This window comes from Arsukibacterium sp. UBA5043 (assembly GCA_002415085.1).
Taxonomy (GTDB): Bacteria; Pseudomonadota; Gammaproteobacteria; order Enterobacterales; family Alteromonadaceae; genus Alishewanella.
Genome location: DIBV01000003.1, coordinates 219,528 through 233,735 on the forward strand (window position 1 = coordinate 219,528; position 14,208 = coordinate 233,735).

Below are 14,208 nucleotides of genomic sequence, written 5' to 3' on the forward strand. Positions count from 1 at the left end.
TTAGTACAGCAGTGGCTTCAGAGTGGCCAGCAAAATGATGGCCAACAGCAGTAATACCGGCAGTTCATTAAACACCCTGTAAAAACGCGGGCTGTGCCGGTTACGGTTATGTTTAAAATCGGCCAGTAATTTAAAACACCAGCCATGATAACCATACAAAAGGAGCACCAGTACCAGCTTCAGATGCAACCAGCCACTGGCTGCAAACCAGGCCTTACCATAGGCAGCAATGAGCAGCAGACCAAAAACCAGGGTCAGCACTGCAAAAGGTGTTACAAATAATAACAGGCGCCGTTCCATCGTTTTGAAAGTGTCAGAGCACTCAGTACTGTCGGTTTGTGCATGATATACAAATAGCCGCGGCAGATAAAAAACACCCGCAAACCAGGCCACCATAAAAAAAAGATGTAATGCTTTGTATAATAAAATCAGAGTCATAATAAGTTGTTCTGCTTAGTTAGCAAACTGCGAACCTGATCCCAGCGAATAATACCGACGGGTTCATATGGGTCGTCCTGATAAATGTAAACCAGGCCATCACGTTCGTCTTCAAGCAGGGCAAATACTTCTGCCATGGTAGACTGGTGGGGTAGTCCGGTAATGTCCTGATAACGAATGGCACTGTCGCCACTTAACGATAAACTGACATCATAACTGGCGGCGACGAATTGGGGTGTGTCACCGTCGTCGCGTTTCAGTAGCAATTGCACCGGCAGCTGCAGTTGGGCCAGTTGCTGGCGAACGGCGTCTTCCTGCGGGTTATGCAGCAAAACATACTCTTTACTCAGCAACGCCAGTACGCCCACCTTTTGCAGAATGTCATCTGCAGGTGCCAGTTTATAAGGCAATTGCATAAAATCGAGCTGCATCATAAAAATAGATTTATTGTTGAAAAACTGCACTGTGGTTACGTAGGCGGTAATAATGACCACCATCGCAGGCAAAATAATTTGCTGGTTTGACGCCAGCTCAATGACCGCCAGCAGAGCCGCTAACGGGGCATGCAAGGTGGCAGCCATCAAACCCGCCATCCCCAGTACTGCATAGGTGCCGGCAGTGCTGCTGTCACCAATAAATATGGCAGGCACGATTGCCAGTAGCGTACCCAGGACGATACCCATGCCAAACACCGGCCCGATTACCCCACCAGGCACACCAAGCCCCAGGGCAAAGATGGTCAGCACCAGTTTTCCGACAAAGATGACCAGTAAAAGCTGCACGTCAGTCGGATGGTTAACCGCGTTGAAGATAGCACCGGTTTCCGCACCCATCGCATGCGGTATCAGGTAGCCGACTGCGGCAGTCACAATACCCGCCAGCGCCAGCCGGACCATCAAAGGCCAGTTTTTTACCAGGCGGATAAGCCGCATCAGATTCTGGTTAAACAAAAAAGCGACTGCACCAAATACAATACCGCACACAATAAGATAGGGAAAATGCCAGATGCTTATCGCTACAATATTAAGCGACGCCAGTTCGCGGTCATGTCCGAATACTAACTGCGTAGCCAGTGCACCTACTACCGAGGCTAGCATAATGGGGATAAATACATGGATTCGATATTCACGCAGCACAACCTCCATGACGAAAATCACAGCGGCCAGTGGCGTATTAAACGAAGCGGAAATGCCGGCAGCAATGCCACAGCCGGCAAGGATTCGAACGCTGTTGTAAGGCAGTTGCAAATAACGACCGACTGAACTGGCACCATAAGCACCGAGGTGAACGGATGGCCCCTCGCGGCCTACTGAGAAACCGCTAACCAGAGCAATAATACCGCCAAAAAACTGATTCATGGTATTTCGAAATGGCATAATACCGTAGCGGGTTTTTATCCGGTGAATTACGAATGGGATACCCATCCGGTAGTGACGATAGCCTGTCACCAGAGCGAGCAGGCCAATCAACAGTGCTCCGCCCAAAGGCAGCAGCCAGACAATTTCCGGATCGGCACTGGAGAAATCATCGGATTTCGTCAAGAAAAGTTGCTGAAAAGCCACGATCGCCAGGCGAAAGATAATAATTAGCAGGGCCGCGATCAAACCACCAAGCATACCCAGCAAACACAGTTGCAAAGACGTCTGTGGTAAAGCTAATCGGCGCTGCAACCCGGGCAGCCAGTCTCGCCATCGTCGCATAGTAGAGAGCATGAATTAAACGATGGGTTAAGTCTAACATAAGCGTTTGAGAACGCAGATCTTAATTGCAAAGCAGCGTTAATTTGATACTTAAGTTTGTTTAGCGCAGGGTTAATACTTGAATAAATTAGTCAGGTATTAGATAATCCGGGTTGTTGTAACCCCTGTTGGAGCACTCATGTCTGATATGCAAATACCATTAGAATTTACTGATGCAGCGGCCCGGAAAGTCGCATTGCTGGTAAGCGAAGAGGACAATCCGAATCTGAAGCTGCGGGTATATATTACCGGCGGTGGCTGTTCTGGCTTTCAATACGGCTTTACGTTTGATGAAAAAGTAAACGAGGGTGATTTGACTGTAGAAAAGCAGGGTGTGTCGATGGTTGTCGATCCAATGAGCCTGCAATACCTGATGGGCGGTGTGGTTGATTATACCGATGGCCTGCAGGGAAGCCGTTTTATCGTTCAGAATCCGAATGCAACTACAACCTGTGGTTGTGGTTCGTCATTCTCTGTTTAGTAAAAGTATACTTTTTGTAAATTTTAAAGGACGATTTTGCTGGTTAGGCCGGCAAAATCGTTCAAAATCAGTAATCTTGTCTTGCTAGCGGGTCGCAAACAGTAAAATGGTAAGAACCAGCGCTATCACTAGATTGAAGCTGATAATATATATAAACCCCTTTTTACCCTGTGTGATAGTCCAATTGTTTTGCTGAAGATACAAATACCAAATAAAACACATCAATAAAGGCACTAAAAACAATAACTTAACCATTTTTTAAAACCTCAGAATTCTCTGGCGGTAACTAACATTCTGTCCGCCTTACTGTTTATACTCATCACTAAAATCTGCCCATGTAAAGTTACTGTACATTTTTTAACGCATGTAGCTATACGCTCGTCGTATCCTATGGTTTAATTAAAATGCTTAAATTGCTTATTGCACTGGCAATAAGGTTTGGATTTTATTTCGCAGGAAGGCTGGTTAATCATAATAAAAGCGTAACACGCTGGGAGAAGAAAAAATATGAAAGGTACTAAAAGTGTAATTTCAGACGAAAATAAGCGTCTTTGTGTCTGGCTTAAGCGACAGCGGCAGGACAAAGGCCATACCATGCGTAGTTTGTCTGAAATTTTAGGGACCCCCCATTCATTTATCGGTAAAGTTGAGAATCAGGAGCGCCGGCTGGACGTTGTTGAATATGTCCGCTACTGTCAGGCGCTGGAAGTCGATCCAACAGAAGGATTAAAACAGGTACTCAGTGCCTGAACACGATCTTAAGTTAAGTTTACGCTTAACATAGGATTAAGAAAGGAAGCCGCTACTCAGCGGCTTTTTTATTAGCAGTAATATTGGATAATCGTGCTAACACAATAATCAATACCAACGCTGGTATACCCATGGTTGCCGTCATAATAAAGAAATTACTATAACCGAGCTGGTCGACCCACTGACCTGAAAATCCACCAATAAACTTTGGTAACAACAGCATCAGCGAACTGAACATGGCATATTGAGTAGCGGTAAACGCTAAATTGACCAATGACGATAAATACGCAATAAAAGCGCTGGTTGCGATACCGGCACTTAAGTTGTCTGCCGAAATAACTAACGTCAACCACATTAAATCATAGCCAACCTGGCTAAGCGCCGAAAACAGCAGGTTAGTGGCGGCACTTAAGATCGCACCGGCAAACAACACTTTTATAATGCCAAACTGATTGATTAAAATACCGCCAAGTGCCGCACCGACCAATGTCATTATCACCCCAAATACTTTAGAGACACTGGCAACCTCTTCTTTGCTGTAGCCCATATCGACATAAAAAGCATTCGCCATTACCCCCATCACCACATCGGTAAGCCGGTAGCAGGCAATTAGTGCCAGAATGAGCAAGGCGTGCCATTTATAACGATTAAAAAAGTCGATAAATGGCGCGACCACAGCCTGCTTTAACCAGGCTGTCAGTCGTTGTAATACAGATCCCCGGGTGCGTTGTTGCGGCGTTAAGGCACTTACAGGCTCTTTGCTGAGCAACGTGGTAATAATACCGGGCACCATGCACAGACCCATTACCAGATAAGCATGCTGCCAGCCAGCCAGGTCATAACCCTGGCCATCAGAAAATAACGCCGCTAACCAAAGCGTACCCGCAGAAGCCAGAATCATTGCCAGACGATAACCGGTAAGATAGGCAGCAGCCAGAGCAGCCTGCATTTCAATTGCCGCACTTTCAATTCGAAACGCGTCAACATTGATGTCTTGCGTGGCGGAAGCAAAAGCCAGAAGCACTGCCAGTGCGGCCATTAAGGCCAGGTTCTGTTGCGGATCGGTTAGCGCAATACTGCAAATTGCTACAGTAACCAGAATTTGCGAAGTGAGTAACCAACTGCGACGGCGGCCCAACTTGCGATGCAACAGCGGTATTTTCAGGTGGTCAGCTAAGGGAGACCAGAGCCATTTTATCGCATAAGCCATAGCCACCCAGCTGAAGTAACCAATATCGGCGCGTGATACGTCCGCTTCCCTGAGCCAGAATGATAACACCCCGAAAACCAGCATCAATGGCAGGCCACTCGAGAAGCCCAGTACAAAAATCGCTAACACCTGGCGTTGAAAATAAACACGCAGGCCAGTAAGCCAAAGCGGGAATGGGGCCAAAGTAAACATCCAAACTCAAAAACGATTGCGGTAGCTTACCCTGCTGCTGATGAAGGTCAAGCAATTAGGGACGGACGCCAATGCAGTCAAGCGGACACTGCCCTTTACCTCGCAGGAAGCACATACAATCCTGAATACTGCGGCGAAGCTGACGGTTATGCTGCAGACTGTAAGCGGGCCAGTACTCGAGCTGATGCATCAGGTGCCAGAAAGCCCGCTCCTGCAAGCTACCGGGGGTGCCTGCCAGCAAATCAAGTTGCGACCACTCTTCCAGCGTATCCCAGATAAATAAATGCAGTTCACTATGTGCCAACCGGCCGCGCAGAAAGCGAGACACATAGTACACCAGCTGCTGAGATTTGAGTTCAATAAACCGCTCTGCCATTACTTGCCTCAACTGTTGCGAATGTGACAACAATTAAGGCAAGTATAGTCGGTTTTATTCGATTGGCAGTAAGCGTACTGTATTTAACAATAAGGGCTCAACGGGCACATCTGGCCAGCCCAGCTTTTCACTGGTCTCGGTCTGCAATGCATTCAGTTTATCGAGTACGTCAAAGCCACTGATTACCCTGCCAAATACCGCATAGCCCCAGCGGGAACCCGGATCAAGACTGTCATTATCTGCCAGATTAATATAAAACTGGCTGCTGGCACTATGCGGGTCAGTCAGGCGAGCCATCGCAATAGTACCATATTGGTTTTTCAAGCCATTGCCGGACTCATTAAAAATGGTTTTTCCCTGCTCAATTTCAGCAAACTGCCTGTTGTATCCACCGCCCTGCACGACAAAATCTGCAATAAGCCGGTGAAAAACGGTGTTGTTATAAGCATTAGCTTTGACATAACTTAAGAAGTTATTGACGGTGATCGGCGCCCGGCTGCGATCCAGCTCCAGCACAATATTGCCGACTGACGTCTCCAGCTGCACCTTGGGATAAAGGTTGTCAGGCTGCATAAACTTACCCGCCCAGACGGGCAGGGTGAAAAATAACATCAGCAGAGTTAACCAGGCTCGCATTGTTTTATCCTCTTAGTTCGGTTTGCCAGCTGTCATCACGCAGTAGGTCGGTAAGTACCTGTTCGGTCAGCACCCTGAGCTCCCGTTCGATCACTGCAATATCGGCTCTAAGGGGCGCTATCTGGCGACTGTCACCACTATAGGCTTTGGAGAAACTACTGCCATTGTGCTGCACCAGCACCGTCATGGTTACCCGGTTAACCACTTCATGATCAAGTGGGCGCTGATTGACTCTGGCTTGCAACTGATTAATCTGAATGGTTAAAGTGCGGTCACTTTGATTGTTTAAGCTCGCCCCTCTGGCTTTCAGCGCTGTGGCAACGGTCTGTTCTAATTCTGCCCTGAGATCATTGGCAGTTGCATAGCCCTTGCTGGAGTCACCGCGCTGAATAACCAGCGTATGCATACTTGCCCGCTGGTCCAGCAGATAAAAACTAAACGAAGTCTGATTCAGAGAAGGTGCCTGTGGCCAGAACACCTGAGGGCTGACGATTAACTGCGGTGGCTTGCTGGCACAGCCTGCAAGTAAAAATAGACACAGCAACAGGGTACGCATCAGGGTTAACTCCTTTTTATGGCTTCGAGTATTACAAATTTAGGATTAGCAGCCAACTGCTGACAATGGCCAAATAGCCGCTGTAATTGCTGCTGATAATTGAGGTGGCGATTAGCTACAATACGTAACCTGCCCCCTCGTTTCAATACCCGTTTGGCTTCGGTGAACATTTGCGTTGCAATGTGAGTGGTAACGGTATGCTGTTGATGAAAAGGTGGGTTACAAATAATCTGGTCTGCGCTCTGGTCTGGTTGACTTGCCAGGCAATCGTCGACCACAAACTCGGCCTGGCTCAGGCAATTGGGCAAATTCAAGGCAATACTGGCGTGAGCTGAGGCTATCGCCATATAAGATTCATCAGTAAATACAACCTGACAATCAGACTGCTGAGCCAGCAGCATCAGCCCCAGAACCCCATTACCACAGCCTAAATCGATAATACGCTGATCTGCTGTGTCTGGTGGTAAGTGCTGCAACAAAAAACGGGCACCTAAATCCAGTTTTTCCCGGGCGAAAACGTTTGCATGGTTTATCAAGGTAAAATTCGTGTCTGCCAGCGGCCATTGCAACGGAAACTGCGGTTGTAATTTCCCCTGCTGCGGCTGACATTGAATAAGCCGGCATTTTTTCACTGCCAGTGAGGCTTGGGCAGGGCCCAGTTGCTTTTCAAATATATCTAATACGTTACGGTTGATTTCTCTGGCTTTCGCTGCTGCCAGAATAACGGTATCAGGTTTGATAACCGCTGCCAGCTGACTTAGAATAAAACGCAAATAGCTATGATTATTAGGCAGTTTAATCACTACAACATCGGCGTCAGTGGGCAGCGGCATCAAGCTGTCAATACTGGTAAACGGCTGGTTATCCAGGCCGTTGCCGGCGCGATTGTAGATAACGGCTTGCCGGGCCAGATAAGAATCAGTACTGCTGGTTTGGCGCCAATGTGCCAGGGCGCAGGACAATGCCCCGAAACTATCATTGATCAATAACAGATGAGGAGAGGCGTGGTGAGTTACAGTAAAATCGGTGGCAGCTTTATTGACCGCGTCTATTAAAAGTTCATCTGCCGCATCCCAGGCTTGTAAACTGTGGTTAGGCTGATTAAGCGGCCAGCGCTGGAGGGTCAGGTTGATCTGACCAATCTGAAATTGGGTATTCATAGCAACAACGTTTTAGCAGAGAGAACCACATTTTGACACGCCAGACGCAGAGCGACAACTGCAAAGCTGTTGCACAACACTTTTTATTACCAGAAGCTGAGATTAGCCTGTGGCCGGCATGGCTGGCAGAACCTGATGCCGAGACATTGCTCACAACGCTTGCTGCAGAATTAAGCTGGCGACAAGAGCAAATTCGCATTTACGGTAAAACGGTGAACATTCCGCGCCAGCAAGTATGGATGGGGGAGCCGCATTGCAGCTATCAGTATTCCGGTGTTCGTTTTGCTCCTTCGTCCTGGCATCCAGCAGTGCAGCAGCTAGTCGCGGTTGTCAGCAATACGATTAACCGGCCACTAAATTGTGTGCTGCTTAACCTTTATGCCAGCGGCCAGGACCATATGGGATGGCATGCTGATAATGAACCTGAACTTGGTGTGGCGCCGGTTATTGCTTCATTAAGTTTAGGGGCAACCCGACGTTTTGACTTGCAACACCGGACGCAGGGGCATCAACTGCAGTTGCAGCTGGAAAATGGTAGTTTACTGGTCATGGCAGGAAAGTGCCAGCAGCACTGGCAGCACCGGCTGCCCAAACAAAGCCGGGTTGCGGCGCCGCGGCTTAACCTTACTTTTCGGTATATAGCCCCGCCAATTTAGACTAAATAATTTTTAGTAATACGGCCAGTTTGTTAGTGGATTTAGTGGATTATTTGGTTCAAAAAACCAATTTGCAGGCGACAATGCTTACTGGCTTGACTAAAATCAGCATTAAACCAGAACAGGGAACGAAGACTATGCTAATTCATACCGCAATCGAACAAAAATTACTGAGTGCTTTTGAACCGGTATTTCTGGAAGTCATTAATGAAAGTGCCAATCACAATGTACCCGCTGGTTCTGAATCTCATTTTAAGGTAGTGATTGTGACTCCGGCATTTGATGGTATGCGTTTGCTGCCGCGTCACCGTGCCGTTAATGCTGTAGTGGCAGAGGAACTGGCAGAAAAGATCCATGCTCTGGCTTTACATACCTATACGCCTTCGGAGTGGTACGAGTATTACGCCGAAAAACCACCCGCCTCGCCAAAATGCTTTGGTGGTAGCAAAAACGACAAGGCATCGTTGTAACAGCATACTGCAACACGTTGCTGTGAAAGCTGCACTATCCACTTTATTCGCTGAAATTAGCCTGAAATAAAATAAACAGGCTGATCAGACCTGTTTTCTGCGTTAAAGTTTTACACTAGCATAATTTTTTAGTGAGCTAACGACAGGACTTCTTATGGTTATTCAACCGAAAATTCGTGGTTTTATTTGTACCAATGCCCATCCGGTGGGCTGTGCCGAAAATGTCAGACAGCAAATTAGCTATGTTAAACAACAAGGGCCGGTCGCCAATGGCCCGAAAAACGTGCTGGTTATTGGTGCATCGACCGGTTATGGCCTGGCATCCAGAATCACAGCCGCGTTCGGTTCAGGCGCCAGCACCTTGGGGATATTTTTTGAAAAGGCGCCGACAGACAGTAAAACCGGTTCGGCCGGCTGGTACAACACTGCCGCATTTGAGCAGGCCGCGAAAGCAGAAGGGTTATGGAATAAACATCTGAATGGTGACGCCTTTACTGATGAGCTAAAAGCCGAAGCCATTAATCTTATCCGTAGTGAAATGGGTAAAATTGATTTAGTGGTCTATAGCCTGGCGGCGCCACGGCGAAAAGATCCGGTAAGTGGTGAGGTTTACAGTTCGGTATTGAAGCCAATAGGCCAGGCTTATACTGCCAAAAACCTTAATACTACCAAGCGTGAGATCGAAGACGTGTCGGTAGAGCCGGCAAACGACGAAGAGATATTCAATACCGTTAAAGTAATGGGTGGAGAAGACTGGGAACGCTGGTTAGATCAGCTGCACGCTGCAGGAGTATTAGCTGAGAATTGTCAGACAGTAGCCTACACCTATATTGGCAAAAAGCTTACCTGGCCAATTTATGGCAAGGCAACTATCGGTCGGGCCAAAGAAGATTTGGACCGGGCTGCAGGCGCTATTCGCAGTAAGCTGGGTGATCTGAAAGCAACAGCTTATGTTGCTTCACTAAAAGCCCTGGTGACCCAGGCCAGCTCCGCTATTCCTATTATGCCGCTGTACATATCATTGCTTTATCGGGTGATGAAGCAGCAAGGCACTCAGGAAGGTTGTATTGAACAAATTAATGGCTTATTCCGCCAGGGATTATACAGCGACACCCCCATTCTTGATGACGCAGGCCGGCTAAGAATGGATGGCAAAGAATTAGCAGACGAAGTCCAGAATAGCGTTGCGGCGCTGTGGGATCAGGTAACGACCGATACAATTGACAGCCTGACGGATTACCATGGCTATCATACCGAATTTTTACATTTATTTGGCTTTGGCTTTGACGGTGTTGATTATCAGGCCGACGTTACCCCGGCAGTGCCTCTGGTCAACCTGGCTAATTAGTCGTATTGACAGCCGTCTGCGGGCGGCTTTTAGCTTGGCAAGGCGGCAATGATTTTGCTGATAATTTTACGTCACACCATGGATAGCCGCTTGCTTTAATGCTAGAATTCGCGACTTTAATACGTGTATCTGATTAAAAATTAATCGCCTTGCGGGCTTTATTAGTATAATCAGGTGTGCTGTGCTCGCTGCAGCTGAAAAACTAGACCCGGTTTCTTCTCAAAATAGTAGTGCAAGTACGTATGATAAAACTCAAGAAAGGCTTGGACATTCCCCTCGCAGGCAGTCCTAAACAAGAGATCAGTACGGGTAATGCCATTACTACCGTCGCCATTTTAGGCGAAGAGTATGTGGGCATGCGTCCGACGATGGCAGTCGAAGAAGGTGATGTGGTAAAAAAAGGTCAGGTGCTTTTCGAAGATAAGAAAAACCCTGGCGTTAAATTTACTGCACCTCTGGCAGGTACCGTCAAAGAAATTAACCGTGGTGCTAAGCGGGTATTACAATCTGTTGTTATTGCCGTTAACGGTAATGAGGCAGAGCAATTCAATCGCTACAGCGCTGATCAGCTGGCCGGCTTAAGCCGCGAGCAAGTCACTGAAAACCTTGTTAATTCAGGGTTGTGGACTGCTTTGCGCACCCGTCCTTTCAGTCAGATCCCAGCGATTGACAGCACACCACGAGCGATATTTGTCAATGCCATGGATACCAATCCACTGGCAGCGGATCCCACCGTGATTATTAACGCGCAAGCGGAAGCCTTTACGCAGGGCCTTACCCTGTTAGGAAAGCTGACGGATGGCAAAGTATATTTGACCAGAAAGCCGGGTAGCCAACTACCTGAAAGCTCTGCAGTTGAAGTCGCTGAGTTTGATGGTCCGCATCCTGCCGGATTGGTGGGAACGCATATCCACTTTTTAGAACCGGTTAGTATGAAAAAAGTGGTTTGGCATATTGGTTATCAGGATGTGATTGCCATGGCTAAACTGTTTTTAAGCGGTGAGCTTGATGCCAGCCGGGTGGTGGCGTTGTGCGGTCCTGTAGTGAAATCACCACGTTTAATCAAAACAGTGCAGGGTGCATCATTGGCTGAGTTAACCAAAGATGAACTCAATGAAGGTAAAAACCGTATCATATCAGGCTCAGTGCTGGCAGGTAGCAGCGCTCACGGTGTCCATGGTTACCTGGGTCGTTATCATAATCAGGTATCGGTGCTTGCTGAAGGATACGAGAAAGAATTTTTAGGTTGGATAGCCCCGGGCGCCACCAAATTCTCGGTAACCCGAGCGTATTTGTCGCATCTGAGTCCGAAGCGTTTGTTTAATATGACAACGACCACCAACGGCTCATCACGAGCTATGGTGCCAATTGGTAATTACGAGCGCGTTATGCCGCTGGATGTATTGCCAACTCTGTTGTTACGGGACTTAATTTCCGGTGATACCGACAGCGCCCAAACCCTGGGTTGCCTGGAGTTAGACGAAGAAGATTTGTCATTGTGCACCTTTGTGTGTCCTGGCAAATACGACTACGGCACTATTCTTCGCAGCTGCTTGACGACCATCCAGAAGGAAGGCTAATCATGAGTTTAAAGCATTTTTTAGAGCGCATTGAGCCGCAATTTGAGAAAGGCGGAAAGTACGAAAAGTGGTATGCGCTGTACGAAGCAGCGGCGACTATTTTCTATACGCCAGGCTTGGTTACCCGCAATGGAACTCATGTGCGTGATAGTATCGATTTAAAACGCATTATGATTTTTGTATGGCTGGCATTATTTCCAGCCTTGTTCTTTGGCATGTTCAATATTGGCCATCAGGCTGTTGAGGCTTTAATTGCCGGCTATGGTATGCCTGATACCTGGCAAGTCGCTATTTTCCAGTTACTGGGCGGAAATCTCACTGAGGCTTCTGGCTGGGCCGGCAAAATGCTATATGGTGCCGTCTGGTTTATCCCTATTTATGCCGTGACCTTTATTGTCGGCGGTTTCTGGGAGGTGTTATTTGCTTCAGTGCGCAAGCATGAAGTAAATGAAGGCTTCTTTGTCAGTTCTATCCTGTTCGCGCTAATTCTGCCAGCCACGATTCCATTGTGGCAGGTTGCACTGGGTATTACCTTCGGTGTGGTTGTGGCGAAAGAAGTGTTTGGTGGAACTGGCCGTAATTTCCTGAACCCGGCGCTGGCTGGCCGTGCGTTTTTGTTCTTTGCTTACCCGGCACAGATATCAGGCGATTCGGTGTGGACTGTGGCTGATGGTTATTCAGGCGCAACCTGGTTAAGCAAAGCGCAGATGGGTGATCTGGATTATACCGCGAACACCGAGTTATGGTGGGACGCTTTCCTGGGCTTTATTCCGGGTTCAGTTGGTGAAACCTCTGTGCTGGCTTTGTTAGTCGGTGGTTTAGCACTGATCTACTTCCGGATTGCCTCCTGGCGTATCGTGCTGGGTGTGATGATTGGCATGATCTTAACCAGCTATCTGTTCAATGCGGTTGGTTCAAACACTAACCCGTTATTTGCCATGCCATGGCATTGGCATCTGGTATTGGGCGGGTTTGCCATCGGTATGTTCTTTATGGCTACCGACCCGGTTTCGGCGTCATTTACTAATCAGGGTAAATGGGCTTACGGTATCTTGATTGGCTTTATGGTGATTATGATCCGGGTGGCTAATCCGGCTTACCCTGAAGGTATGATGCTGGCTATCTTGTTTGCCAACCTGTTTGCACCTTTATTCGATTTCTTCGTGGCACAAGCCAATATTAAGCGGAGGCTGGCACGTAATGTCTAGTAATAATGACTCCATCAGCAAAACGCTGATCGTAGTAATCTCGTTGTGTCTGGTATGCGCTATTGTGGTGTCCACGGCCGCTGTACAACTGCGGCCGCAACAAAACCAGAATAAACTGCTTGATTCGCAAATCAATATTCTGCGGGCGGTAGGGCTGGTTGAAGGCGCCGCATCACCGGAAATGGTGGTTGAGACCTTTAATAAACATATTGAAACGAAACTGGTTGACCTGAACACTGGTGAATTTGTTGAGCGCGATCCAGCAACTTTCGATTATCGTAAAGCGTTAAAAGATCCAGAGCAGAGTAAACCGCTGGAGGATGGTAACGACGTCGCGTCCATCCGCCGGATAACGGAGCTGGCGCCGGTTTACCTTGCTTATGATGAGCAACGTAACTTAACGGCTTTTGTGATACCGGTACACGGCTATGGCTTGTGGTCTACTATGCACGCATTCTTAGCAATCGAAACCGATGGCAATACCATTATCGGTCTGAACTACTATGAGCAGGGCGAAACACCAGGCCTGGGTGGTGAGATTGAAAACCCACGTTGGAAAGCACAGTTTGAAGGCAAAAAGCTGGTCAACGATGCGGGCGAAGTTGCCCTGGAAGTGAAAAAACCAGGTAATGCTGACCCGGATTCAGCTTATGAAGTTGATGGCTTATCAGGTGCTACCTTAACTGCGAATGGTGTGCAAAATACCTTCACTTTCTGGATTGGCGAGAACGGCTTCGGCCCATTCTTAGCTAAAGTGCGTCAAGGAGCCTTAACGAATGGCTAATGCAAAAGAAATTAAAACGGTTCTGTTTGGACCGATTTTTGCTAACAATCCGATCGCTTTGCAGGTGCTCGGAATATGTTCAGCACTGGCTGTAACCACTAAAATGGATAAAGCGTTAGTAATGTGTATTGCCCTTACTTTCGTAACGGCCTTTTCTAACTTATTTATCTCTACTATCCGCAACCATATTCCATCCAGTGTGCGGATTATTGTCCAGATGACCATTATTGCGTCGTTAGTCATCGTGGTTGACCAGTTTCTGAAAGCTTATGCTTATGACGTGGCAAAAGAGCTGTCGGTGTTTGTCGGTCTGATTATCACTAACTGTATCGTAATGGGCCGGGCAGAGGCTTATGCCATGAAAAGCTCACCTGGTATGAGCTTTTTAGATGGTATCGGTAATGGTCTTGGTTACAGCGTTGTGTTGATGGTTGTTGCTTTTATTCGCGAACTGGGTGGTTCAGGCTCCGTGTTTGGTGTGCAAATTATGCCACTGATTAGTGAGGGAGGCTGGTATCAGCCGATTGGTTTGCTGTTGATGCCACCAAGCGCCTTTATTATTATCGCCTGCTTTATCTGGATATTACGTACATATCGTCCAGAACAAATCGAAAAGGCATAGGG

General features: G+C 47.6%; 16 protein-coding genes. 9 read left to right on the plus strand and 7 right to left on the minus strand.

Annotated features, from left to right (window positions below):
• The gene (locus B2Q61_RS03910; protein ID WP_290621472.1) at positions 1 to 438 is read right to left on the minus strand and encodes a CopD family protein; all 438 of its coding nucleotides are present in this window, start codon (positions 436 to 438) and stop codon (positions 1 to 3) included.
• Positions 435 to 2,138 (minus strand): chloride channel protein, encoded by a 1,704-nt coding sequence (locus B2Q61_RS03915; RefSeq protein WP_290621473.1) that lies wholly within the window; start codon positions 2,136 to 2,138, stop codon positions 435 to 437. Before B2Q61_RS03915 ends, B2Q61_RS03910 begins: the two co-directional genes overlap by 4 nt.
• A 178-nt stretch (positions 2,139 to 2,316) precedes the next feature.
• On the opposite strand from B2Q61_RS03915, the gene erpA reads away from it, so the two are divergent.
• Both erpA and B2Q61_RS03925 read left to right on the plus strand, forming a co-directional pair.
• The gene (gene erpA / locus B2Q61_RS03920; RefSeq protein ID WP_290614099.1) at positions 2,317 to 2,658 is read left to right on the plus strand and encodes an iron-sulfur cluster insertion protein ErpA; all 342 of its coding nucleotides are present in this window, start codon (positions 2,317 to 2,319) and stop codon (positions 2,656 to 2,658) included.
• Between the two features lie 507 nt (positions 2,659 to 3,165).
• Entirely contained in the window at positions 3,166 to 3,408 is a 243-nt protein-coding gene (locus B2Q61_RS03925) for a helix-turn-helix domain-containing protein (protein ID WP_290614098.1), read from the plus strand.
• A gap of 52 nt (positions 3,409 to 3,460) precedes the next feature.
• Here the strand turns inward: B2Q61_RS03925 and B2Q61_RS03930 are convergent, their stop codons facing one another.
• Genes B2Q61_RS03930 through B2Q61_RS03950 form a run of 5 tightly spaced genes read right to left on the minus strand, consistent with a single transcriptional unit; the run spans position 3,461 to position 7,538 of the window.
• Positions 3,461 to 4,810, minus strand: coding sequence for an AmpG family muropeptide MFS transporter (locus B2Q61_RS03930; RefSeq protein ID WP_290621474.1), 1,350 nt, complete (start codon positions 4,808 to 4,810; stop codon positions 3,461 to 3,463).
• Positions 4,811 to 4,865: 55 nt separating this feature from the next.
• Entirely contained in the window at positions 4,866 to 5,186 is a 321-nt protein-coding gene (locus B2Q61_RS03935; RefSeq protein WP_290621475.1) for a hypothetical protein, read from the minus strand.
• Positions 5,187 to 5,240: 54 nt separating this feature from the next.
• Entirely contained in the window at positions 5,241 to 5,822 is a 582-nt protein-coding gene (locus B2Q61_RS03940) for a peptidylprolyl isomerase (RefSeq protein WP_290621476.1), read from the minus strand.
• A gap of 4 nt (positions 5,823 to 5,826) precedes the next feature.
• Positions 5,827 to 6,378 carry a YajG family lipoprotein gene (locus tag B2Q61_RS03945; RefSeq protein ID WP_290621477.1) on the minus strand — a complete coding sequence of 184 codons (552 nt, stop codon included), beginning with the start codon at positions 6,376 to 6,378 and terminating at the stop codon, positions 5,827 to 5,829.
• 5 nt (positions 6,379 to 6,383) lie between these two features.
• Positions 6,384 to 7,538 (minus strand): methyltransferase, encoded by a 1,155-nt coding sequence (locus B2Q61_RS03950; RefSeq protein ID WP_290621478.1) that lies wholly within the window; start codon positions 7,536 to 7,538, stop codon positions 6,384 to 6,386.
• A 32-nt stretch (positions 7,539 to 7,570) separates the two neighbouring features.
• Here B2Q61_RS03950 and B2Q61_RS03955 point away from each other — a divergent pair, with 32 nt between their 5' ends.
• The 7 genes from B2Q61_RS03955 to B2Q61_RS03985 all read left to right on the plus strand — a co-directional run bounded on the left by B2Q61_RS03955 (position 7,571) and on the right by B2Q61_RS03985 (position 14,206).
• Positions 7,571 to 8,194: an alpha-ketoglutarate-dependent dioxygenase AlkB family protein gene (locus tag B2Q61_RS03955; protein ID WP_290621479.1), complete on the plus strand. Its 624-nt coding sequence runs from the start codon at positions 7,571 to 7,573 to the stop codon at positions 8,192 to 8,194.
• A 137-nt stretch (positions 8,195 to 8,331) separates the two neighbouring features.
• Complete coding sequence (locus tag B2Q61_RS03960) at positions 8,332 to 8,664, plus strand: BolA family protein (protein ID WP_290621480.1); 333 nt, start codon at positions 8,332 to 8,334, stop codon at positions 8,662 to 8,664.
• Positions 8,665 to 8,818: 154 nt separating this feature from the next.
• Complete coding sequence (gene fabV / locus B2Q61_RS03965; RefSeq protein ID WP_290621481.1) at positions 8,819 to 10,012, plus strand: enoyl-ACP reductase FabV; 1,194 nt, start codon at positions 8,819 to 8,821, stop codon at positions 10,010 to 10,012.
• A 242-nt stretch (positions 10,013 to 10,254) separates the two neighbouring features.
• Entirely contained in the window at positions 10,255 to 11,592 is a 1,338-nt protein-coding gene (locus B2Q61_RS03970) for a Na(+)-translocating NADH-quinone reductase subunit A (protein WP_290621482.1), read from the plus strand.
• 2 nt (positions 11,593 to 11,594) lie between these two features.
• On the plus strand, positions 11,595 to 12,800 hold the full coding sequence (locus tag B2Q61_RS03975) for an NADH:ubiquinone reductase (Na(+)-transporting) subunit B (RefSeq protein WP_290621483.1): 1,206 nt from the start codon (positions 11,595 to 11,597) through the stop codon (positions 12,798 to 12,800).
• Complete coding sequence (locus B2Q61_RS03980; protein ID WP_290621484.1) at positions 12,793 to 13,584, plus strand: Na(+)-translocating NADH-quinone reductase subunit C; 792 nt, start codon at positions 12,793 to 12,795, stop codon at positions 13,582 to 13,584. The genes B2Q61_RS03975 and B2Q61_RS03980 overlap by 8 nt, the downstream gene beginning before the upstream one ends.
• The gene (locus B2Q61_RS03985) at positions 13,577 to 14,206 is read left to right on the plus strand and encodes an NADH:ubiquinone reductase (Na(+)-transporting) subunit D (RefSeq protein ID WP_290614078.1); all 630 of its coding nucleotides are present in this window, start codon (positions 13,577 to 13,579) and stop codon (positions 14,204 to 14,206) included. The genes B2Q61_RS03980 and B2Q61_RS03985 overlap by 8 nt, the downstream gene beginning before the upstream one ends.
• Positions 14,207 to 14,208: the final 2 nt, after the last annotated feature.